This window comes from Delftia acidovorans NBRC 14950 (assembly GCF_001598795.1).
Classification (GTDB): Bacteria; Pseudomonadota; Gammaproteobacteria; order Burkholderiales; family Burkholderiaceae_C; genus Comamonas; species Comamonas acidovorans.
The window spans coordinates 588,542-611,697 of record NZ_BCZP01000001.1 but is presented as its reverse complement, the minus strand read 5'-3'; the positions used below and the strand labels follow the sequence as shown (position 1 = coordinate 611,697).

General features: G+C 65.5%; 19 protein-coding genes. 1 reads left to right on the top strand and 18 read right to left on the bottom strand.

Features of this window, described 5'->3' with window-relative positions; translation table 11 throughout:
* Positions 1-18 precede the first annotated feature (18 nt).
* The 3 genes from DA1_RS02665 to DA1_RS02655 form a co-directional block, all read right to left on the bottom strand.
* A complete protein-coding gene (locus tag DA1_RS02665) occupies positions 19-1,290 on the bottom strand; it encodes an amidohydrolase family protein (RefSeq protein WP_034396259.1) in 1,272 nt (423 codons plus the stop codon).
* 101 nt (positions 1,291-1,391) lie between these two features.
* Positions 1,392-2,447 (bottom strand): fimbrial protein, encoded by a 1,056-nt coding sequence (locus DA1_RS02660; RefSeq protein WP_155294313.1) that lies wholly within the window; start codon positions 2,445-2,447, stop codon positions 1,392-1,394.
* Positions 2,448-2,729: 282 nt separating this feature from the next.
* A complete protein-coding gene (locus tag DA1_RS02655) occupies positions 2,730-5,576 on the bottom strand; it encodes a site-2 protease family protein (protein ID WP_034398854.1) in 2,847 nt (948 codons plus the stop codon).
* A 135-nt stretch (positions 5,577-5,711) separates the two neighbouring features.
* Here DA1_RS02655 and xth point away from each other — a divergent pair, with 135 nt between their 5' ends.
* Positions 5,712-6,488: an exodeoxyribonuclease III gene (xth, locus tag DA1_RS02650; RefSeq protein WP_034396262.1), complete on the top strand. Its 777-nt coding sequence runs from the start codon at positions 5,712-5,714 to the stop codon at positions 6,486-6,488.
* Positions 6,489-6,503: 15 nt separating this feature from the next.
* Here xth and DA1_RS02645 read toward each other — a convergent pair whose 3' ends face one another.
* The 15 genes from DA1_RS02645 to hflK all read right to left on the bottom strand — a co-directional run bounded on the left by DA1_RS02645 (position 6,504) and on the right by hflK (position 23,130).
* Positions 6,504-7,316 (bottom strand): hypothetical protein, encoded by an 813-nt coding sequence (locus DA1_RS02645; RefSeq protein ID WP_227472451.1) that lies wholly within the window; start codon positions 7,314-7,316, stop codon positions 6,504-6,506.
* Positions 7,317-7,459: 143 nt separating this feature from the next.
* Positions 7,460-9,028 carry a nitrogen regulation protein NR(I) gene (ntrC, locus tag DA1_RS02640; RefSeq protein ID WP_034396267.1) on the bottom strand — a complete coding sequence of 523 codons (1,569 nt, stop codon included), beginning with the start codon at positions 9,026-9,028 and terminating at the stop codon, positions 7,460-7,462.
* Between the two features lie 45 nt (positions 9,029-9,073).
* Positions 9,074-10,150 carry a nitrogen regulation protein NR(II) gene (gene glnL / locus DA1_RS02635; RefSeq protein ID WP_012206799.1) on the bottom strand — a complete coding sequence of 359 codons (1,077 nt, stop codon included), beginning with the start codon at positions 10,148-10,150 and terminating at the stop codon, positions 9,074-9,076.
* Between the two features lie 30 nt (positions 10,151-10,180).
* The gene (locus tag DA1_RS02630) at positions 10,181-10,684 is read right to left on the bottom strand and encodes a hypothetical protein (protein WP_013801180.1); all 504 of its coding nucleotides are present in this window, start codon (positions 10,682-10,684) and stop codon (positions 10,181-10,183) included.
* A 180-nt stretch (positions 10,685-10,864) separates the two neighbouring features.
* Positions 10,865-12,280 (bottom strand): type I glutamate--ammonia ligase, encoded by a 1,416-nt coding sequence (gene glnA, locus DA1_RS02625; protein ID WP_012206801.1) that lies wholly within the window; start codon positions 12,278-12,280, stop codon positions 10,865-10,867.
* A gap of 236 nt (positions 12,281-12,516) precedes the next feature.
* Entirely contained in the window at positions 12,517-13,335 is an 819-nt protein-coding gene (locus DA1_RS02620) for a competence/damage-inducible protein A (protein WP_034396269.1), read from the bottom strand.
* Entirely contained in the window at positions 13,332-14,231 is a 900-nt protein-coding gene (locus DA1_RS02615) for an EI24 domain-containing protein (protein WP_034396271.1), read from the bottom strand. Before DA1_RS02615 ends, DA1_RS02620 begins: the two co-directional genes overlap by 4 nt.
* A 15-nt stretch (positions 14,232-14,246) precedes the next feature.
* Positions 14,247-15,227, bottom strand: a complete 981-nt coding sequence (locus tag DA1_RS02610; protein ID WP_012206804.1) for a sterol desaturase family protein — start codon at positions 15,225-15,227, stop codon at positions 14,247-14,249.
* 39 nt (positions 15,228-15,266) lie between these two features.
* On the bottom strand, positions 15,267-16,085 hold the full coding sequence (locus DA1_RS02605; RefSeq protein WP_013801176.1) for a polysaccharide deacetylase family protein: 819 nt from the start codon (positions 16,083-16,085) through the stop codon (positions 15,267-15,269).
* Positions 16,085-17,317 (bottom strand): YncE family protein, encoded by a 1,233-nt coding sequence (locus DA1_RS02600; protein ID WP_034396274.1) that lies wholly within the window; start codon positions 17,315-17,317, stop codon positions 16,085-16,087. The genes DA1_RS02605 and DA1_RS02600 overlap by 1 nt, the downstream gene beginning before the upstream one ends.
* A gap of 182 nt (positions 17,318-17,499) precedes the next feature.
* A complete protein-coding gene (locus tag DA1_RS02595; protein ID WP_012206807.1) occupies positions 17,500-18,024 on the bottom strand; it encodes a phosphoribosyltransferase in 525 nt (174 codons plus the stop codon).
* Positions 18,025-18,067: 43 nt separating this feature from the next.
* Positions 18,068-19,444 carry an adenylosuccinate synthase gene (locus DA1_RS02590; RefSeq protein WP_034396276.1) on the bottom strand — a complete coding sequence of 459 codons (1,377 nt, stop codon included), beginning with the start codon at positions 19,442-19,444 and terminating at the stop codon, positions 18,068-18,070.
* Positions 19,445-19,483: 39 nt separating this feature from the next.
* The gene (locus tag DA1_RS02585) at positions 19,484-20,632 is read right to left on the bottom strand and encodes an ATP phosphoribosyltransferase regulatory subunit (protein WP_034396278.1); all 1,149 of its coding nucleotides are present in this window, start codon (positions 20,630-20,632) and stop codon (positions 19,484-19,486) included.
* Between the two features lie 200 nt (positions 20,633-20,832).
* Positions 20,833-21,723 carry a protease modulator HflC gene (gene hflC, locus DA1_RS02580; RefSeq protein ID WP_012206810.1) on the bottom strand — a complete coding sequence of 297 codons (891 nt, stop codon included), beginning with the start codon at positions 21,721-21,723 and terminating at the stop codon, positions 20,833-20,835.
* Between the two features lie 12 nt (positions 21,724-21,735).
* Positions 21,736-23,130 (bottom strand): FtsH protease activity modulator HflK, encoded by a 1,395-nt coding sequence (hflK, locus tag DA1_RS02575; RefSeq protein ID WP_012206811.1) that lies wholly within the window; start codon positions 23,128-23,130, stop codon positions 21,736-21,738.
* Between the last annotated feature and the right edge of the window lie 26 nt (positions 23,131-23,156).

Genomic DNA, 23,156 nt, shown 5'->3' with positions numbered 1-23,156 from the left:
CGGCGGTTCAGCGCCGGTTCAGCGCCGCCAGTCGATTCTTGCCGGGCGGCCCGGCAGATGCAGTGCAGCCGTTGCAGAAGGCGCCTCGGCCAGCAACCGGCCCTTGCGGAACACCTTCAGGCGCGTGGCGCGCAGCCGTATCGCCTCGGCCGCATCGCGCGCCTGCAGCAGCACGAAGCTGGCATCGCAGCCGGCCTCGATGCCATAGCCTTCCAGGTGCATCACACGCGCCGCGCGCGTGGTCACGGCGTCGAAGCAGTCGCGCATGCCGTCCTGGCTGGTCATCTGCGCCACATGCAGGCCCATGTGGGCGACCTCCAGCATGTCGCCCGAGCCCATGCCGTACCACGGGTCCATCACGCAGTCATGGCCGAGGGCCACGTTGACGCCTGCGGCCAGCAGCTCGGGCACGCGCGTCATGCCGCGGCGCTTGGGATAGCTGTCCTGGCGGCCCTGCAACGTGATGTTGATCAGCGGATTGGCAATCACGGCCACGCCGCTTTCGGCGATCAGCGGCAGCAGCTTGCTCACGTAGTAGTTGTCCATGCTGTGCATGGAGGTGCAGTGCGAGCCCGTCACGCGGCCCTGCAGGCCCAGGCGCTGCGCCTCGAAGGCCAGGGTTTCGATGTGGCGCGACAGCGGGTCGTCGGACTCGTCGCAGTGCATGTCCACCAGCAGGCCGCGCTCGGCCGCCAGCTCGCACAGCAGCCTGACGCTGTCGGCACCCTCGGCCATGGTGCGCTCGAAGTGGGGAATGCCGCCCACCACGTCCACGCCCTTGTCCAGCGCCCGCCGCAGGTTGGCGACGCCGCCGGGCGAGCGCAGCACGCCGTCCTGCGGAAACGCCACCAGTTGCAGGTCGATATAGGGAGCCACCTGGCGCTTGACCTCCAGCAACGCATCGACGGCCAGCAGGCGGGCATCGCTGGTATCCACATGGCTGCGGATGGCCTGCAGCCCCTTGGCCGCCGCCCAATCGCAATACTCCAGCGCGCGCGAGATCAACGCCTCGGCCGTGAGCAGCGGCTTGAGCTCGCCCCACAGCGCAATGCCCTCCAGCAGCGTGCCGCTGCGGTTGACGCGCGGCAGGCCGTGGCTCAGCGTGGCATCCATGTGGAAATGCGGATCGACGAAGGGCGGCGACACCAGCTGGTGCTGTGCATCGATGACCTGGTGGGCAGGCGCCGAAAGACCGGCCGCGACCTCAACTATGCGCCCGCCCTGCACGGCGATGGACATGTCCTGGCGGCCGTCGGGCAGCGTGGCGTGAATGACGAGTAGATCAAGCATCTGCGTATTCTGCGGGCATGGCCGCACACCCGCAGACTTGCCTGACCACGCTGAATGGCCTGCCAGCGGTCAGACCGAAAGCGCAAGGGATCAGGGGGGAACTACTGGTAGCTGATGGTGAAGGTCGCCGCCGCATTGGCACTGCCTATGGTCACGTTCTCTTCGGTCTTGACATAGCGCGCCGTCAGCGGGATATCCAACCGCGCCTGCCCGTAGGCAACAGCCCCTGCAAACCATTGATTCCTGTTGCCGGCGGCATTGGAGTCCGGGCTAAATCCCAGGATCTGCTCACCCTTGCGAATCTGGACTCCCACACCTTTTGCCACCGAGGTTTTCGACAGGGTCAGAGCATTGCCGATATTTCCAGGATTTGCCACATCCGTCAGCGTGACATAGGCGCTGGTCAACGAACCTGGGATGCCGCCCTTGCACAACAACGAGATGAGGAAGGAGCGGGGAGCACCGGTTGAGCCGATTGAGGTGAGTTTTGGAGCGACAGTCTGGGCCATGCGCACGGGCTCCGGCGCCTGTGGGGTACAGGTGGGCACCCTGGGCCGGAGGACGACAGGCGAGGAAAAGTTGTATTGAGCGAGAAGCTGGCCAAATGCATCATTCGCGCGTTCGTACAGGAAATCGCTGTCCAGCACGCCACCTGCAGTGATATCGCCATCTGCGGTCTTGATCAACTCAACTGTGACAACGGAATATTGATATGCAAAAGATCCGGGGTGATTGGAATACTGCGCAGTACTTACAGGCGCAGCACCATATCCAGACGAAACCCTGATTCCAATACCTTCGACTGTCGTCGGGTATATATTATTGACTGGTGTAGATTTACCTACAATATAGCCCGTGACCATTGGATTACAATTCATCAATCTAGCGCCAACCCCATTACTCATTACCGCTATAGCGGTTTTTGAGTAAATCACCGTGTTCTTGGCCACATTGGGATTGAATTCTGGAGGATTGAAATTACTGAACACATACTTGTAATAGCCTGACCCATCACTTGTATCTTTAATTGCGCATACGGACCATGCGGAGGTGGCCATCATTGCCAAAATAAATATCATGACAGCCTTGTTTATTCTGCAAAAAGCACCTATGAATATATGCATTTTGAATACCTCCGGATAATGAAAAAATTCCAAGGCCGCATTTCCTTGGCAAATTTTCAATCGTAGACACCTTTCATCCGAGATGAAATCAGATCAATCTGATTCAAGGTCTGCCCGGTGCCATGAAGGTCGTGGCGAGGCAGGCGATGGACATGTCCTGGCGGCCATCGGGCAGCGTGGCGTGAATGACGAGTAGATCAAGCATTTGCGTATGCTGCGGGCAGGGCCCGGCGCTCTCTTTCGGTGGGGTTTCATCAGGGCCTGCGGATAGCTGGCCCTGCGCTGCCGGCATGCGCGCGCCCTCCCCGACGATACCTATCGGGGGCACAGTCCTGCGGCCTGCGCAGACTCGTGCTGGAGCCTGCGCTCCAGGTTTTGCCAGTCGCTATGAAGGTCGCGCGCCACGCGCGGGCTCCTGCAAAGCGCAACGTGGCGCGCCTGGGACAGCGGTTGCAACGCGGCCAGTGCCTGCATGCGCAGGGCATCGTCGTTCAGCAGTTGCGCGGCGGCCAGCCGGGCCTGGGCGATTCCGATTTCGGCATATGCACGGGGTGCAGGCAGCTGTTGCTCCAGGGCCTGGCGCACTTCAGCGGCATCACCCATGCCTATGGCAATCCAGAGCCAGGCGATCCAGCTGTCCTGGGAGGCGTAGTGGCCGGCCTTCTTCGGCGGGATGCGCTCCACGGTTTGGCGGGCCAGTGCCACGGCAGCGCCAGTCTGGCCGTGCTCGGCCATGAACCGGGCATGCAGGGTTTCGGCCTGCATCAATGAGAAGATTTTCCATTCACGGCGCTGAGCCGAATCCGCAGTCACGGCATGCGCCGCTTGCGGCGCTGCCTGAAGCGCAGCCTGGAGCGCGATCACATTGGCCTGCAACTGGGCTTGCGCCGCTTCGGGGTGGCCGCTGGCATCCAGCAACCGGGCGAGCTTGATGCGCGCGTGCAGCAGCAGGAAATCGTCCGGCGCATCGGCGTCGGCGCGGCGGATCTCCACGGCCTGCACCATCCGATCAAGCCTTTGCGCCACGGTCTGATCAGGCGGTCCCCAGAACGCAAGAACTTCCTGCACGCTGGCCAGCACCCGGCGTGCAGGGCCTTGCACGTCCTGCAGGTCGGCCACCAGTTGCTGGCGCAAATTCGTTGCCTGCTCGGCGGTATCCGCCGTGTCGGCCATGCCTTTCAATGCATGGGCACGCTGCAGATCACTCTGTGCCCGGGACTGCGTCATCGCCCAGGCCGATTGGTAAAGTGCTTTGGCGCGCGCCTCGGCCGGAGGATGGTCGTCCATGAGTTGCAGTTCCCGGGCGGCCTCCAGGTAGATCTCCACCCGTTGCTCTTGGGCAGACGGGGGCAGTTGGTCGGCCTGGGCCAGGCGGGCCTCGATCTCGGCCAGGTGCTGCTCCGGTACGTAATCACGGCGGGCAGACAGCTCCACATCCCACAGCGCAGCAAGAACCTGCCGCCCCTGCGGCGCAGCTTGATGAATGCCCATGACCATGGCCACCGGCAGCAGCAGGCAGGCCAGGTAGATTGCCAGGCCCGCTGCGCCTTCGGCCCAACCGGGCGCACGCGATTGCAAGGCAGGCAGCAGCGCGCCTGCAACAGCCGCGCGCCGGACAAAGGGCCAGCGCGCAAAAGCGGGTTGCTGCAGCACGCCGAATGCGCGGTGTACGGCATCGGCCTCACTGACCGGGGCCTGGCATGCCTCTTGTTGAGGAAGCGTGTGCAGGGTGCGATGCATGGCCCGCTCCAGTTGCATCACCCGCCATTGCCACGGCAGCCCCATCAGCAGCACGCCGGTGAGGATGGCGATCAGGGGGTCCCGGCTGAACCAGGCCAGCCCACCCAGCGCGGCCATGCCCGCCAGTGCAAACACCAGCCGCATTGCGGGCAGGCGAGCGAACAGCAGGCTCTCCACCACGCGGCCGCCATCCAAAGGCGTGAGGGGCAACAGGTTGAAGGCGTTGACGACCAGGGTCAGCAGCAGCAATTGCATGGTCCAGGCGGGTGGCTGCGGGACCAGGCCCCAGCCTACGGCAGCCAGCGCGCCCACAGCCAGCAACAGCCCAGGCATGGGACCGGCCAGATAGACGCCCACTTTTTGCAGCGGCGTGGCGTCCGCCTTTTCTCCGGTGGCCATGCCGCCCAGGCCAGGAATGAAGAAGACGGATTGACGCTGGTAGCCCGCCCAGCGCATGGCCAGCCAATGCCCTCCTTCATGCACGGCGATCACCACCAGAAGCATCCACGCCATGTCCCATGAAAACAGCACGGCGCCTGCTGCCAGGAACAGCGCCGCCGTGATCCAGAAACTGCGGTGGCGGTTGTGCGCCATGCCCAGCCCGCGCTGCACGGCTTTCTGGTAGCGAAAGCGCAGCGCCTCGGACACTTGCCGGACCTGCGGCCCATGAAGGCATGCGCCGGCAGATGGGCTGGCGGGCACCGCCCTGTCTTCCTTGCGCACCTGACGCAAGGCGCGCCAGGCCAGCCGCAGCGACTCGCGCCAGCTGAGCCGCCAGAACCCTGGCCCGGCAGGCAGCGCACGGCCCTGGGCCACCAGTGCAGGGACCTGGCTCCGGCCCCACTCATCCAGGCGCTGTACCGCCTGGTCAAGGCCCTGGACCACGGGAGCCCGGTCGCCGGACAGGCGCTCGGCGTAGGCGGCCCAGGCCGATGCGGTATCGGGCTGGGCATCGTCCAGGTAGGTCCAGCCGGGCGGCGCAGGCAGGCTTGTCTGAGGTAGGCCATTGAAGCCCATCCAATTGCGCCCGTCGGCAAAGAATGTGAGCCAGGTCACGGAGCCCACGGTGCGGCCATGCCTGGCGCTTCCCGCCTGTTCGGCCTGGACCATCGCCCAGGCCCGCCCGGCGGCATGGCCGAACAAGTCCACCTCCAGAGGCAGGTCGGGATCCATGGCCTGCGGATGCGTGCCCTGCAGGCTGGCACACCAGGTGAAGCCCAAGGCTTGCAACTCCGGCCGCATGGCATCCAGCACCGCCCGTGATTCGGGCTCCAGCGCCTGGCGCTCCACCACGGCCATGGGCGCAGCACGCAGGCGCAGGCGCATGCAGTTCAAAGTGGCCAGCAGCAGCGAGAGCGCATACAGCAAGGGAATCGCGCCCAGCAGCGCCAGCCAGGGCGCGGCTTGTGAGAGCCAGTTCATCATCTTGAATAGTCTTGTCGATGGAGTGTGACGGTTCTGATGTGCCCTCCCAAAAGCTCCTCCAGGCAGATCAGCATCGGGATCGTAGCCTTGCCACCCGTGATGCGACAATCAAATCAAAGGACCATTCTTCAAATGAAAATCGCCACTTGGAACGTCAATTCCCTGTCCGTGCGCCTGCCGCAGGTGCTGGCCTGGCTGCAGGCCAACCCTGTCGATGCGCTGGCGCTGCAGGAACTCAAGCTCACCGACGACAAGTTTCCGCTGCAGGCGCTGCAGGAGGCCGGTTACCACGCGGTCAGCCATGGGCAAAAGACCTACAACGGCGTGGCCTGGCTGACGCGCACGCCGGTGCGCGACGTGGTGCGCAATATCCCGGGCCTGGATGACGAGCAGGCCCGCATCATTGCTGCCACCCTCGATGCCGAAGGCGGGCCGGTGCGCCTGATCAATGGCTACTTCGTGAATGGGCAGGCGCCGGGCACCGACAAGTTCGCCTACAAGATGCGCTGGCTGCAGGCGCTGCAGGACTGGGTGAAAAGCGAAATGGCGACCCACCCGCGCCTGGTGCTGGTGGGTGACTTCAACGTGGCGCCCGAGGACCGCGACTCCTACGATCCCATCGGCCTGAAGGACACGATCCACCACACTGTGGAAGAGCGCACGCATTTCCAGGCGCTGCTGCAGCTGGGCCTGACCGATGCCTTCCGCATGTTCGACCAGCCCGAGAAAAGCTATTCGTGGTGGGACTACCGGATGCTGGGCTTCCAGAAGAACCGGGGCCTGCGCATCGACCACATCCTGGTCAGCGAGGCATTGCGCCCCAGCGTCAGCGCCTGCAGCGTGGATCGCGCGCCGCGCAAGAACCCGCAGCCCAGCGACCATGCGCCGGTCGTCGTGACATTGGGCTAGGCTTTCAGACTTGCGCTACAGCATGTAGCGGCGCAGCCAGTGGATGGCCTCGATATGGCCGCGCAGCATCAGGGACTGGCGGTGGAGAATCTCGCTGAGCGCCCTGGGCAGGCGTGCCTGCTCGGCGGCCTCATAGGCGCTCAGCCATTGCTGCTGGCAGGACTCGGCCTGGTCCAGCACGTAGTCCGCGCCCTCTTCCCTGCCCAGCAGCCCGTCCCAGAAGGCGTTGCGACGCAGTGCGGCACGGCTGTCGCGCACGGGCAGCACCACGCCGCCGTTGGCGTCGATGGCGCGTTCCAGGTCATCGACCAGGACCTGGCTGGCATTGAAGTGGCGCGCCAGTACCTGGCCTATCAGTCCCTGGGGCATGGGATCCATGCATTCGCCCAACCGGACATGGGCCTGGCGACCCAGGGCCAGCACGGCATTGAGCAGCGCCGTGGTCTGCAGTTCCAGCGTGGAAGCCGCAGGCTGTGCGGGCGTGCGCCGGCGCGCCTGCAGCCAGGAGGCCTCCACGGCCTCACGCACCTGGTTCCAGTGCAGCAGGCTGCCGCCCCGTTCCTGCTCCCAGCGTTCTTCCAGTCGGGCTTCTGCGGACTCGAAATCCTGCTGCGCGTGTTCCGGCGACAGGGAAGCCTTCCAGCCCAGTGCATAGGCGGGCCGGTATTGGTCGTAGCCGCGCCCCGGCACGAAGTACGGCTCCAGGAAATAGCGGTCATGCCAGTACGCATCGACCGGCTCGCCGAGCTTGCGCGGTGTCGATGGGTACATCACGCCCGGGCGGGCGGGTTTGGCCTTTTGCCAGAGGTTGGAGAGGACTGTGGGCACGATAGGTCGGGACGTAGGCCGTTCCAGCGAAGAGGACTCCATTGTCCCAAGCCCGGGCGGGCCGGCCCGTCAGCACCCCGGGCGCCGGCCTGTAGGAGCCGGACCCTTGCCAAGGCAAGGGCCCGGCCGCCCGCCGGCTTGCCTTACTCGAAGGCGTCCTCGTCCATGCCCAGCTCCTGCAGCTTGCGGGTGATGGTGTTGCGGCCTATGCCCAGGCGCTGGGCGGCCTCGACCCGGCGGCCGTGGGTGACGGCCAGGGCCGAGCGGATCAACTGCGCCTCGAAGCGGCGGGACAGCTGGTCCCAGACCTCGCCATGCCCCTGGGCCTGAGTGTGCTCCAGCAGCTGGCGCGCCTGCTGCCCCAGCAGATGCACCCAGTCCAGGTCGGACGTGGCCAGCCCCCCGTCATGCGGCTGGGCCAGCGACGGGGCTGGCATGGCGATGCGGCCCACTCCCTCTTCCGCCACGGCCGGCGCATGCGACAGCATCACCGGTGCGGGCACGCCGGCATTGCCGCCGCCCACGGGTGGCGCGGCCTCGCCCAGCACCTCGGGAGGCAGGTCCTTGACCGAGATGACCTGGGCTGGCGCCATGACGGTCAGCCAGTGGCAGATGTTCTCCAGCTGGCGCACGTTGCCGGGAAAGGCGAACGACTGCAGCCGCTGCATGGCATCGACCCCCATGCGCTTGGGCTCCACGCCCAGCTGCCGCGCGCTTTGCTGCAGGAAGTGGCGTGCCAGCATGGGCACGTCTTCGTTGCGCTCGCGCAGCGCGGGCAGGCGCAGGCGGATGACGTTGAGGCGGTGGAACAGATCCTCGCGGAAGCCGCCGTTGCGCACGCGCTGCTCCAGGTCCTGGTGGGTGGCGGCGATGACGCGCACATGGGCCTTGACGGCCTGGTGGCCGCCCACGCGGTAGAAGTGCCCGTCCGACAGCACACGCAGCAGGCGCGTCTGCAGGTCGAAGGGCATGTCGCCGATTTCATCGAGAAAGAGCGTGCCGCCCTCGGCCTGCTCGAAGCGTCCGCGCCGTTGCGTCTGGGCGCCCGTGAAGGCGCCGCGCTCGTGGCCGAACAGTTCGGACTCCAGCAGGTCCTTGGGGATGGCGGCGGTGTTGATGGCCACGAAGGGGCCACCCGCTACGGGCGAGTGCTTGTGCAGCGCGCGCGCCACCAGTTCCTTGCCCGAGCCCGACTCGCCCGTGATCAGCACCGTGACCTGGCTCTGGCTGAGCCGGCCGATGGCGCGGAACACGTCCTGCATGGCAGGCGCCTGGCCCAGCATCTCGGCCTGCAGCGGGGCCTGGGCCTCGGCCACATCCTCGCGCAGGCTTTCCTCGACGGCGCGCCGGATGAGTTCCACGGCCTTGGGCAGGTCGAAGGGTTTGGGCAGGTATTCGAAGGCTCCGCGCTGAAAGGCCGAGACGGCACTGTCCAGGTCGGAGTACGCGGTCATGATGATGACGGGCAGGCCCGGCTGCTGGGCGCGGATCTGCTCGAGCAGCTCCAGCCCCGAGCCGCCGGGCATGCGGATGTCGCTCACCAGCACCTGGGGTGGCTGGCGCGCCGGGTCACCGGCATCGACATCGGACAGTGCCGTGAGCACATCGCGCGCCTGGATGAAGCTGCGCGTTGCCCAGCCTTCCCGGCCCAGTGCCTTTTCCAGCACGAAGCGGATGGAAGGGTCATCATCCACGATCCAGATCGGTTTCATTGGTGGTGCATCCTTCCCTTGTTGCAGTGTTGACTTCCGTGGGCCTCAAGGCAGGGGAATGAGGATGCGGAAATCCGTGCGGCCCGGCTGGCTTTCACATTCGATCAGCCCCTGGTGGCGCTGCACGAAGGTCTGCGCCAGCGTCAGCCCCAGTCCCGAACCGCCATCCCTTCCCGATACCAGCGGATAGAAGATCCGCTCCTTGATGGCATCGGGAACGCCTGGCCCGTTGTCGATCACATGCAATTCCAATGCCAACCGATAGCGCTGGCGACCAAAAGTTACCTGCCGGGCCACGCGCGTTCGCAAAATGATCTCGGCATCACCAGCCGCAATGCGCTCCTGCAGCGCCTGCGCGGCGTTCTGGACGATGTTGAGCACGGCCTGGATCAGTTGGGCGCTGTCGCCTCGGAACTCCGGGATGGAAATGTCGTAGTCGCGCGTGATGGTCAGCCCGGCAGGGTGCTCGACCAGCACCAGCGAGCGCACGCGCTCGCAGACTTCGTGGATGTTGACGTCGCCCACCTCATGCGGATGGCGGTGCGGCGCCAGCAGCCGATCCACCAGCGCCTGCAGCCGGTCGGCCTCGTGGATGATGACTTCGGTGTACTCGCGCAGCTCGGGGGCGTCCAGATCCATCTGCAGCAGCTGGGCTGCGCCACGGATGCCGCCCAGCGGGTTCTTGATCTCGTGGGCCAGGTTGCGGATCAGCTCCTTGTGCGCCTGGGCCTGCTCGCGCAGCCGCTCCTCGCGGTCCTGGCGGGCCTGCTGCTCCAGCGGCCAGAACTCGACCAGCACATGGCCGGGCCGCTCGGCCAGCGAGACCGTGACGTGCACGGGCAGCGCATCGCCGCCCACGCGGTGCAGGCTGGCCTCGAAGCGCAGGGCCGCGAAGTCGTTGTCCTGGGCGCCACGCAAGGCCTTGTCCAGCAAGGCAGGCTCGGTGAAACAGGCCGCCAGCTCGCTGCCTTCGAGCATGCGGCGCGACAGGCCCAGTGCGTTTTCAAGGGCGGCGTTGGCGAAAAGCACGGCACCCTGCTCGTCGAGCACGGTCATCAGCGTGCACAGCAGGTCAAGCGCCTGATAGGAGGCCGGGGGCGCCGGCCGGTCGTCCTGGATCATGGCCGGGCTCCGGTGGGCCGCGCGGGCCCGTCAGTTCTTGGGAAGTCGATCCAGCTCACGGCGGATGCCGGCGACATCGCCTTCCTGCCGCGAGATGCTGCTCTTGAGCTGCTCGACACGTTCCAGATAGCCCTGGGGATTGCGCAACTCCAATGCGGTGCGCTGGGGATTGCCATCGTTGTACTCCTGACGCAGCTGTGTCAGCTTCTCCTGGGCGCGGGCCAGCTCGCTTTCCAGAATGGTCCGCGCGTCGGAGTCGCGGGCCTTCTGGGCGCTGCTGTTGACCTTGGCCGGAGCGGGCGATCCTGCGGCCGGAGCGGCGGAGGTGCGCGGTGCCTGGCTGCCGCCCGAGGCCGCCGGCTTGCTGCCGCCATGGATCACCGTCACATGCCCGCCATCCACCGGCTTGCAGTCCTTGGCCTTGGCCTGGCTGACGTTGTTGGTGTACTCGTTGCCGCAGCGGTAGATCACATCCTGGGACCAGGCTCCCACCGACAGCAGGGGCAGCAGCAGTGACACAAACAGTTTCTTCATTCCATTCCCTCGGGTAGCCAGATCGGAAGGGCCCGGCTTATCCGGGCAAGTATCGCTCCATCTTCCGGGCTGGACGTCATTTCTTGAGCGGGCCAACCCCTTTTGGTTCCGCGCCCAGCATACCCAGGTCCTGGCCGAAAGCAAAAAAGGCGGCTTGCGCCGCCTTTTTGCCGACTCGCCTTACAGCGAGAAGTACATGTCGTACTCGACCGGATGCACGGCCTGACGGTAACGGGTCACTTCGCCCATCTTCAGCTCGATGTAGGCATCGAGCATGCTGTCCGAGAACACGCCGCCCTTGGTCAGGAACGAGCGGTCCGCGTCCAGCGCTTCCAGGGCCTGGTCCAGGCTGTGGCAGACCGTGGGCACCAGCTTGTCCTCTTCCGGGGGCAGGTGGTACAGATCCTTGGTCGCGGCTTCGCCGGGATGGATCTTGTTTTCCACGCCGTCCAGACCTGCCATCAGCAGGGCCGAGAAGCCCAGGTAGGGGTTCATCAGCGGATCGGGGAAGCGTGCCTCGACGCGGCGGCCCTTGGGGTTGGCCACGTAGGGGATGCGGATCGATGCCGAGCGGTTCTTGGCCGAGTAGGCCAGCTTGACCGGAGCCTCGAAGCCGGGCACCAGGCGCTTGTAGCTGTTGGTGCCGGGATTGGTGATGGCGTTCAGGGCACGGGCGTGCTTGATGATGCCGCCGATGTAGTACAGCGCGAAGTCGGACAGGCCGGCGTAGCCGTCACCTGCGAACAGGTTCTTGCCATCCTTCCAGACGGACTGGTGCACGTGCATGCCCGAGCCGTTGTCGCCCGGATAGGGCTTGGGCATGAAGGTGGCGGTCTTGCCGTAGGTGTTGGCCACGTTCCAGATCACGTACTTCATGACCTGTGTCCAGTCGGCGCGCTCCACCAGGGTGCTGAAGCGGGTGCCGATCTCGTTCTGGCCGGCGCCAGCCACTTCGTGGTGGAACACTTCGACGGGAATGCCCAGCTGTTCGAGCAGCAGCACCATTTCGGCGCGCAGATCCTGGGTGCTGTCCACGGGGGGCACGGGGAAGTAGCCGCCCTTGTTGCGCGGACGGTGGCCGCGGTTGCCGGATTCGAACTTGGCGCCCGAATTCCAGGGTGCTTCGTACTCTTCGATTTCGTAGAAGGTGCTGCCGGGTTCGGTGTTCCAGCGCACGCCGTCGAAGATGAAGAATTCGGGTTCGGGTCCGAAGTAGGCGGTGTCGCCCAGGCCCGATGCCTTCAGATAGGCTTCGGCACGCTTGGCCACGGAGCGGGGATCGCGGTCGTAGGCCTTGCCATCACCGGGTTCGATCACATCGCACTGCAGGAACAGCGTGGTCTCTTCAAAGAAGGGGTCGATGTTCGCGGTAGCGGGATCGGGCATCAGCTGCATGTCAGATGCTTCAATGCCCTTCCAGCCTGCCACCGACGAGCCGTCGAAGGCGTGGCCCGAGGTGAACTTGTCTTCGTCGAAGTGCGACACCGGCACCGTGACGTGCTGCTCCTTGCCACGGGTGTCCGTAAAACGAAGGTCCACGAATTTGACCTCGTTCTCCTTCACCATGTTCAACACGTCTGCAACGGTCTTTGCCATCAGATCTCTCCTGCCAATCTGGCTGATCAAAAAAGATAAATACTCTTAAGCAGTTTGCGTGCCAGGCTGCATCCATTGAGTGCATGCCTGCAGACTGGCACCTGCTTGGCGCGCCAGCCCCGTGATTCTGCCGCCTTGGGAAGGGCTTGTGGATGACATTGAGGCCTCTGTCGGCATTCGATCCACCGCCCGGCATCTTCACCAAATCGGTGCAGATTCAGGGACCGGCCCGTAAATCAGATATTGCGCACCAATTCAGGGCCAAGAATTGCACCAAATGAGTGCAAACCTTCCAGCAGCGTGGGCCAAGCCTTGGTGACGGCACCAGCTTCGCCCTTGACACCAAGTTCTATGTGCCGGCCGTGCTTGGAATCATCCACGCTGGGCAGGCTGAACACCTTGACGCCCGGGTGGTCGCGCTCTATGGCCACCATCAACGGCGTCAACGTGGCCTCCATGCCGCCGTAGACGATGACCGAATGCTCCCGCTGCACCGTGCTGTGGAAATGCTTGGCATAGCGCTGCTCCAGCACCCACTCGACCATGGGCCAGGCCATGACAGGGAAACCGGGCACGAAGTGCACGGTGCCCGCTGTGCCCGAGCAGGAAAAGCCCGGGATCTTGTTGTAGACGTTGGGGATGATGCGCGCGCCTTCGGGGAAGTTGCCCATCTGCAGCCGGTGCAGGTTGTCGGCGCGCTGGGGTTCGTAGGGCTTGCCTTCTTCGGTGGCCACATCGCGCATGCGCTCGCGGATCAGGGCCACGGCTTCCGGGTGCAGTGCCAGCGGCACGCCCAGGGCCTCGGCCGCGCATTGGCGCGTGTGGTCGTCGGGGGTGGCGCCTATGCCGCCAAAGCTGAAGACCACGGCCTGCGATGCGAAGGCGCGGCGCAGGGCATCGGTGATGCGCGCCCGGTCATCGCCCACGTACTCGGCATGGGCCAGGGACAGGCCACGCGCGCCCAGCAGCTCGATCAGCTTGGGAAGGTGCTTGTCGGCACGCTTGCCCGACAGGATTTCGTCTCCGATGATGAGTGCGCCTACTTGAAGGGTCATGAGGTCTTTTCTTGCGGGGTGGAGGGGGGAGAGGCCGCGCCGGCTCCGAGCGGCGCGTCGGGAGCGTAGGGCACGATGGGGGTGTCGGGCAGCGCCGGTTCCTCCTCGCGCATGCGCTGCAGCGCGGCCAGGCAGAAGTGGGCAAACCACAGCGAGGAGAAAGCGAAGATCAGCGCATAGATCCAGATGGCCACCGGAATCAGTATCCAGAAGGCCGCGATAAAGACCACGCCGGAGGCCCAGACAATGGCCGGCGCCGCGCCCAGATAGCCGCAGACCACGCCCATGAGCATCAGCGCCAGGCGGTGGCGCAGGAAAAGGCTGCGGCGCTCGGGCTTGCTGGCGTGGGCAGAAAGCGCGTCAAAGGCCATGACGCGGTAGGTCAGCCAGCCCCAGATCAGCGGCGGGATCACCACCACCAAGGGCGGCACGAACCACAGCGGCACCGACACCAGCAGCGCGATCAAGGCAATCAGCGAAGAGCCTGCGGACCACACCAGGCTGCCGACCAGGGTGGCGCCCTGCCTGCGCTCCAGCGCGGGAAAACGCCGCTGGGCCACCAGCTCGACCAGGGCCGGCGTCATGAACAGCGCCACCAGCAGCAGCGAGACCACGACCAGCACCGGCGTGACCGAGAGCACGACCAGCACCGGCGCCACCAGCTCGGGCAGCGATTGCACGCCCATCCAGGACCAGACGGTGTGCAGCCAGCCCACGCCCTGCAGGACCCCTTCCGTCCAGACGACGGCATCGGCCCAGAAGAAATAGCCCAGCAGCCAGGCCGTGATGGCCATGAACAGCAAGGGAAACAGCGACCATGCAATCACCCGCTTATGCAGGCAATACGCCGTCGCACGCCAGAAGGAATCGAGTAGCAAGCCCATGCTGGCAAGCATACCCCGAGCCCAGCCTCAAGCGCGACCCATCAACCTTAGGAACCCACGCCATTGCTGGGCCCAAAAGCCCTGGCCGTAGTCGCGCAGCTGGCCCTGGGCATTGGGCTGGACCTGGTCGCGCACGCCGGTGGGATCGAAGCGCAGCTCGAAGTTGGCGGTGCCGAACAGCATGTCCCACCAGGGCAGGAGCACGCCGAAGTTGTTGCCATGCGCCTTCTTGTTGCGCACGGGCGCCATGGGCTCGTGGCCAATGCCGATGGCGTGGTGGCGGCGGTGAAAGCGGGGGCTGATCCACAGCCGCTCTCCGATGGTGCCGAACCAGACGCGCAGGTTGGCGTGCTGGAAGCTCTCGCTGAGCTGGGTGAAGGCCACGATGGCCACGAACTGGCCCGGCGCCACGCCGATGAGCTGGGCCACGAGCACGATGATGGTGTCGCGGATGACATCGTCGAGCAGGTGGTTGCGGTTGTCGCTCCACACCGTCATCTGGCGCTGCGAGTGGTGCAGCGCATGCAGCTTCCACCACCAGCCGATGCTGTGCTGGCCGCGGTGTATCCAGTAGTCCAGGAAGTCGAAGGCCAGCAGGTAGATGATCAGGCTGACCCAGGCCAGGTCGGTGACGCCGGGCCACACGCCGTCGAGGTGAAAGCTCGGCAGCCCCCAGACATGCAGGCGGCCCATGAGCTCGTCCCACAGCGGGTCCAGCGTGAAGAACAGGGCAAGCCGGAACAGGCCCAGCCGATGGACCACGGTGTAGATGATGTCCACGTGGATGGCGCGCCGGTCGGTGACGGGCTCGACGGGCCGCCAGTACTGCAGCGGCGCGATCACCGCCACCATGATGAAGATCTGCAGCAGGCCCACCAGCAGCCAGCCCGTGGCGCCATAGGCGTCCTCCAGCAGGCTGGCCTGCCCCAGGCCGAACAGCAGGGGCTGGACAACGCCCTCGAACAGGCGCTGCTGCGCATTACCGAACCACTGAATCCACCAGTCCACACCACGCTCCCATCGCCCGCCGCGCTGCGCGCGCGGACACTATGCGAATTTTGCTACCCAATCCCGATAGTCGGGATGCTCCCGCAGCGTGCGGAAGCAGAACCCCTGCTTGAGCAGGCCCGTGACCAAAGGTTCCAACACGGCCGGTGCCCAGGGGTCCTTGCGTGACCAGATGCCCAGATGGGCCAGCAGGATGTCTCCGCTGCGGATGTTCTTGAGCGCCTGGGCCAGCAGCTGCGCATTCGGGTAGCGGTCGCTGGGCAGCTCATCGCCCAGAAAACCCGCGCTGGCCCAGCCCACATGCATATAGCCGCCCTGCCGCGCGGCATCCAGCAGCGCGGGCGAAGTCTTGCCGCCGGGCGCACGGAACAGCGGCAGAGGCTTGCGTCCGGTGATCTGCTGCAGCCGCTGTGCGGATCGGCGGATCTCGTCGCAATAGCCTGCCGCATCGACCGTGAAGTTCTCGTTGGCGCGAGGCCCTGCCGAGGGGCGCACGCGAAAACCCGTGACCGGCCCGTTCTTCGAGGCGCGCAGATCACCGCGCCAGTACATGTGGTCGTAGGTGTGCGAGGCGAATTCATGGCCTTCGGCAGCGCGTGCGCGCCACCAGGGCGCCCAGGTCTCGCCCAGGCTGCCATCGCCTTGCTGGGTGGGCTCATTGGCCGCGAAAAACGTCACTGGCACCGCATGGCGCTTGAGCACATCGGCCACCAGGTCGGCAATGCCCATGTGGCCCGTGTCGAAGGTCAGATACACGGTCTTGGCACAGCCTGTGCCCTGCCCTGCCGCCAGCGCGGGGCGCAGCAGGCCGAAAGCCGCCGCACCGGCCAGCGATTGCGCAAAGAGACGGCGGTCCATCAGCGTTGCGCGTGGGCCAGCGTCCATACGCCGTGCGGCGACTTGCCGACCTTGACCTGCTGGACCACCTTCTTTTCCACGGTGTCGATCACCGACAGCTTGCGCGCCCAGCGCGAGCTGACCAGCAGGTAGCGGCCGTCGGCGGAGACGTCCATGCAGTCGGGGCCGCCCGGTGCCGGGTAGTTGGCCACGACCTGGTTGGTCTGCATGTCGATCTTGCTGATGGTGTTGGCCACGCGGTTGCTCACATACAGGTGGCGGCCGTCGCCGGCGGCGCGCATGGCGTGGGCGCCAGCGGCTGTCTTGATGCGGGCCACGCTGCGCGGCTCGGGGCCGGTGACGTCGAACACTTCCACGCCATCGCTGCCGGTCAGGCCGATGAACAGCTTGGTGCCGTCCGGGCTGCCATAGAGATCGGCCGGCATGGGGCCGGTGGGCACGCGGGCCTTGATGGTCTGGGTGGCGATGTCGATGGCCACCAGGGCATCGCTGTCCTGCATGGTGGAATAGATGGTCGTGCTCTTGGCATCGATCCAGAGATGGCTGGGCGTCTTGCCCGTGGGCACGCGCTTGACCAGCTGCGGGTTCTGGCCATCCCAGCGGTAGATGTCGATGTGGTTGAGGCGGTTGGCCGCCGTGACGAACCACTTCATGTCCGGGCTGAAGCGCAGGTGATAGGGATCGATGATGTCGCGGATCACGCGCTGCACCTCGCCCGTGCGCGGATCGACCAGGGTCAGGGTGTCGCCCAGCGCATTGGCCACGACCAGCGATTTCTCGTCCGGCGTGAGGTACAGGTGATGCGGCTCCTTGCCTGTGGGAATGCGTGCCGTCTCCTGCCAGGTGACCGGGTCCACGATACTGATGTTGGCATCAAGCGAGTTGAGCACAAAGATGGGCGTGGGGCCCTGGGTCTGCGGTGGCGGCGTGACACGCGCGACCGGGGCCGCGGGAGCGGCCGTAGCCGAGGGAACGGAAGGCGCGGCAGGAACGGCGGCCGCCTGGGCCGATGCGGCTTGCGCCTGCACGGCAGCAGACGTGGCCGAGGCCGCGCGGGCCGATTTGGATCCGGGCAGGGATGCCACGGCCAGCCAGGCCAGCGCACCGCCGCCTACAACCAAAGCCACAGCCGCGCTCAAGCGCCCGACGGAAAGACGTTTCACAAAGCACCACCTTCTGAGAATCTGCGCAGTGTAGCTGCGCCAATCAGCCCCTCGGACGCTCTGGGGCATCGGCTTTTGCTGCTGTGCAAAAAACCGACATTTGCGCGACGTTGGCCCGAGATATCGCGGCAAGCGCGCCAATCCATGACTTGCATCAAGGCATGACAACGGCGCATGGAAATACCCGCCACAACGAAAAAGGGAGCCGACAGGCTCCCTTCGCTGGCATGCACCCAAAGGCGCAGTGGCGATCAGATCTTCCACTTCTCCATGAGCTTTTCGGGACGCAGGGTGTCGTAGTGCTCGAAGGGCTGGTGGATCCAGGGGTTGGTCGGCAGGTAGTCCACCGAGTAGTCGGGCGTGAAAGCCGACAGGCCCTTGGTCCAGATCACGGCGCTGCGCAGCTCGGTGATCGGCGGGTAGTTGGTCTTGAGCATGGCGATCACGGCGTTCAGCGTGTGACCCGAATCGGCCAGGTCATCGACCAGCAGCACGCGGCCGGCGATCTCGCCCTTGGGCGTGGTGATGAAGCGCGCGATGTCCAGATGGCCCTGCACCGTGCCGGCTTCGGCGCGGTAGGAGCTGGTGGACATGATGGCCAGCGGCTTGTCGAAGATGCGGCTGAGCATGTCACCGGGACGCAGGCCGCCACGGGCCAGGCAGAGAATGGTGTCGAATTCCCAGCCGGACTGGTGCACTTTGATCGCGAGCTTTTCGATCAGTCCGTGGTATTCGTCGTAGCTCACATACAGGTGTTGACCGTCTTCCGTCAGCATGGAATGGCTCCTGGTTCAATCTTGGGGTTCAGCCGCCAGTGGTTCACTGGGCGGCGTAGGGGTTTTGCATCAGGATGGTGTGATCCCGGTCGGGGCTGGTCGAAACCATGGCGATGGGCACGCCCGTCACTTCCTCGATGCGCTCCAGATAGCGGCGGGCATTGGCCGGCAGCTTGTCGTAGTCGGTCACGCCCACGGTGGAATCGGTCCAGCCGGGGATGGACTCATAGATGGGCTTGCAGCGGGCGATCTCGTCGGCGCCCATGGGCAGCAGGTCGATCTTCTCGCCATCGAGCTCGTAGCCCACGCACAGCAGCAGTTCCTGCAGGCCGTCGAGCACGTCGAGCTTGGTGATGCACAGGCCCGACAGGCCGTTGACCTGGGCGCTGCGCTTGAGCAGCGCGGCGTCAAACCAGCCGCAGCGGCGCGAGCGGCCGGTGGTCACGCCCTTTTCGGCGCCCACGGTGCTCATGTGCCAGCCCGGCGTGCCTTCCTTTTCCCAATCCAGTTCGGTGGGGAAAGGACCGCCGCCCACGCGGGTGCAGTAGGCCTTGGTGATGCCCAGGATGTAGTGCAGCATGCCGGGGCCCACGCCCGAGCCTGCAGCCGCATTGCCGGCGACGCAGTTGGACGAGGTGACATAGGGGTAGGTGCCGTGGTCCACGTCCAGCAGCGTGCCCTGCGCGCCTTCGAACAGCAGGTTGGCGCCTTCGGCGTGCGCGGCGTTCAGCTCGCGGGAGACATCGGCCATCATGGGCTTGAGCAGCTCGGCATGGCGCATGGCCTCTTCGTACACCGCTTCGAATTGCACTTCGCCATCCTTGATGTACGGCTTGAGCGCGTCACCGAAGGTGAAGTTCTTCGAACCCAGCACGTTGACCAGGATGTGGTTGTGCAGGGCCAGCAGTTCGCGCAGCTTGGTGGCGAAGCGCTCGGGGTACTTGAGGTCCTGCACGCGCAGTGCGCGGCGGGCAATCTTGTCTTCGTAGGCGGGGCCGATGCCACGGCCGGTGGTGCCGATCTTCTCGGTGCCGCCCTGCTCGCGCGCAGCTTCGCGCGCCACGTCCAGCGCCGAGTGGAAAGGCAGGATCAGCGGGCACGCTTCGGACACGCGCAGACGGTCACGCACCTGCACGCCGGCCTTCTCCAGACCTTCGATTTCCTCGAACAGCTTGGCGGCAGAGAGCACCACGCCGTTGCCGATATAGCACTTCACGCCGGGGCGCATGATGCCGCTGGGAATCAGGTGCAGTGCGGTCTTCACGCCGTTGATGACCAGCGTGTGGCCAGCGTTGTGGCCACCCTGGAAGCGGACCACGCCCTGGGCGCTTTCGGTCAGCCAGTCCACCAGCTTGCCCTTGCCTTCGTCACCCCACTGGGTGCCGACCACGACCACGTTGCGACCTTTGGTAGCTTTCATATTCAAATCCGATGAAATCCGAAGAAATTGACAAATGCGTCAGATGGCTTGCACGGCCCACTGCCCGGCAACCTGCACGAGCTCGCGGTCGCAGTGGAATTCGTCCACTTCGCTTTCATGCCCTGGCAGCACGCAGACCACGGTCTCGCCCTGCCGGCGCAATGCAGCAATGGCAGCCGCAACCTGGGGATCGTCGCCCCAGGGCGCGCGGATGGCAGCCTTGAGCGGGCGCTCGGGCACGACGGCGACGAGCTGCTTGATGTCCAGGCTGAAGCCGGCGGCGGGCCGGTTGCGGCCAAAGACCGCACCCACCTCGTCATAGCGGCCGCCGCGCACCAGCGCATCGCTGGCACCCGGCACATAGATGGCGAAGCGCGTGCCGCTGTAGTAGGCATAGCCGCGCAGATCGGCCAGATCGAAGCTCACGCTCACGCCTTCGAGGCGCTGCGCCAGCCAGCTCAGCTGGTCCAGCAGAGGCTGCACGCCTGCGGTGCGGGCCAGCAGCTTCTCGGCGCGGTCCAGCACCTCGATGCCGCCGTACAGCTGCAGCAGGGCCATCAGGCCTTCGCGCGAGGCGGCAGGGAAGTCGCGCGTGAGGCGCTCGAGCTCGCTCGCATCCTTGGCGGCCAGCGCAGCGTGCACGCCGCGCAGCACCTGCATGTCCACCATCACGCCAGCCAGCAGGCTGCGCACGATGCGCACATCGGCCAGATCGACATTGATGTTGGTGACGCCTGCGCTGCGCAGGCAGTCCAGCGCCAGGTGCAGTGCCTCCAGGTCGGCTTCCATGCCCTGGTGGCCGTAGATTTCGGCACCGAACTGCAGCGGCTCGCGCGTGGCGCGGGGGCGGTCAGGGCGGGCATGGACGACGGGGCCGCAGTAGCACAGGCGCGTGAGGCCCTTGCGGTTGAGCAGATGGGCATCGATGCGGGCCACCTGCTGCGTGGTGTCTGCACGCAGACCCATGGTGCGGCCTGTCAGCTGGTCGATGAGCTTGCAGGTCTGCAGGTCCAGCGCCTCCCCTGTGCCGGTGAGCAGGGATTCGAGGTACTCCAGCATGGGCGGCATGACCAGTTCATAGCCATAGCCACGCGCTGTATCGAGCAGGCCTCGACGCAATTCTTCGATGTGCCGGGCCTCGGAAGGCAAGACATCGGCGATGTGATCCGGCAGGACCCAAGCAGACATGGAAAAGGGGGAGGCTGTTAAAAACGTGATTCTACCGGCTGTTGCGGGCCAGCCCAAATTGGGGGTGACCCAAGGCCCACGGCGGGTGTTCGGTATTCCGAATCGATTCGGTGCACGGGCGACAGCGGCGGCGCAAGAAAAAACGGCGCCCCAACAGGGGCGCCGTGCAGGGGCCGGGCGGCGTTGCCGCTCAGGCGCGCTTATTTTCCAGAGCTTCCACCACTGCGGTAGGCCTTGAAGAAATCGGTCTGCGAAGGATCGAGCACGAGCACATCGCTCTTCTTGGCAAAGCTGGCCTTGTAGGCCTCCAAGCTGCGGTAGAACTGCGCAAACTGCGGGTCCTTGCCAAAGGCCTCGGCGTAGGTCCGGGCGGCTTCTGCATCGCCCTCGCCCTTGATCTTCTGGGCATCACGGTAGGCATTGGCGATGGTGATCTCGCGCTGGCGATCGGCCTCGGCGCGGATCTTCTCGCCTTCGGCGGCGCCGGTGGAGCGCAGCTCGTTGGCCACGCGCTTGCGCTCGGCTTCCATGCGGCGGTAGACCGATTCCGTGATCGTCTCGGCATAGTCCACGCGCGTGATGCGCACATCGACCACGTCCACGCCCCAGGGCTTGGCGCCGCGCACGGTCTCCAGCACTTCGCGCTTGACGTCGTTCATCAGCGCATCGCGCTTGCTGGACAGCAGTTCGCGCACGGTGCGGCGGTTGATTTCCTCCTGGAAGGCATTGCGCACCACGCGGTTGAGCTGCATGGCGCCAGCCGACTCGTCAAGGCCCACATTGCGGATGTACTCCGACGGATCGGAGATGCGCCAGCGCACGTACCAGTCGATGACCACGCGCTGCTTTTCGGCAGTGAGCATGGGCTCGGTGTCGGTGCTGTCCAGCGTGAGCAGGCGCTTGTCGATGTAGCGCACGTTCTGGAACGGCGGCGGCATCTTGATGTTCAGGCCCGGCTCGGTGATCACTTCCTTGATCTGACCCAGGGCATAGACCACGCCGAACTGGCGCTGATCGACGACGAACAGCATGGAGCTGAGCAGCGCGAGCGCCAGAAGAATGCTGGTGATGAAAAATCCAACTCGGTTCACTTGGGCTGCTCCTCAGCGTGCTTCGCGGTCACGGCTGCGACTGCTGTCGCGGCTGCGCGCATCGTTCGAAAGGCCGGGAATGGCGGCAGGCGCAGGCGCCTGGGTGCTGGGGGCCGCCGAGCTGTCGGCTGCCGGCACATTGCCGCTCACGCCTTGCATGATCTTGTCCAGCGGCAGGTACAGCAGGTTGGAGCCCTGGCGCGATTCAACCAGCACCTTGGTCACGTTGCCGTAGATCTGCTGCATGGTTTCCAGGTACATGCGGTCGCGCGTGACCTGGGGCGCCTTCTGGTACTCGGTGAACACCGAACTGAAGCGCTGCGCATCACCCTGGGCCTGGGCCACGATGCGGGCCTTGTAGCCGTTGGACTCTTCCAGCAGGCGCGCTGCCGAGCCGGCTGCGCGCGGCACCACGTCGTTGGCGTAGGCCTGCGCTTCGTTCTTGGCACGCTCACGCTCCTGGCCGGCACGCAGCACGTCGTCGAAGGCGGCCTGAACCTGCTCGGGCGGACGCACGCCGCCTTGCTGCAGGTTGATGCCCACGACTTCCACGCCCACCTTGTAGCGGTCCAGGATGGTCTGCATCAGGTCGCGCACGCGCGGGGCGATCTGGTCGCGCTCCTCGGCCAGCGCCGTGTCCATCTTCATCTTGCCGACGACTTCGCGCACGGCAGTCTCTGCGGCCTGGACCACGGCCTCGGACGGGTTTTTGCTCTCGAACAGCCAGGCGCGCGCGTCGCTCAGGCGGTACTGGACGGCGAACTTGATCTCGACGATGTTCTCGTCCTCGGTGAGCATGGCCGACTCGCGCAGGCCCGTGCTCTTGATGATGGTGTCGCGCCCCACGTCGGCCGAGCGGATCTGCGTCACGAAGACCAGTTCATGGCGCTGGATCGGGTACGGCAGCCGCCAGTTGATGCCGGCGCCCACCGTGCTCTTGTACTTGCCGAACTGGGTGATGACGGCCTGCTGGCCTTCCTGGACGATGAAGATGCCCGTGCCCATCCAGATGATGAAGGCAATGCCGGCAATCAGGCCCACGCCCATGCCGGCGCTGCGCATGTCCGGAGGCTGGCTGCCACCGCCATTGCGAATGGGCGGCTGGCCACGGCCGCCGCCCGGCTTGCCGCCGAACAGGCCCGAGAGCTTGCGGTTGAGGTCGCGCCACAGCTCATCCAGATCAGGCGGCTGGCCACCGCCCGACGAGGGGCGGTTGTCACGGCTGTCGCGGTTGTCGCGTGCAGGCTCCGCAGGCGGGGGCGGCGGCGCGGGACGGTCGGCATCGGGGCGCGAAGCATCGTCGTTCTTGTCGTCGCCACGTCCCCATCGCGGATCATTCAGGTTGAACATCCCGCGAAGGCGCTGCGGCAGCATCGCCCAGCGATGGGCGCGTTGTGAAAGATTCATGCGAGAAGTCTCGGTTTCTTCGGTAA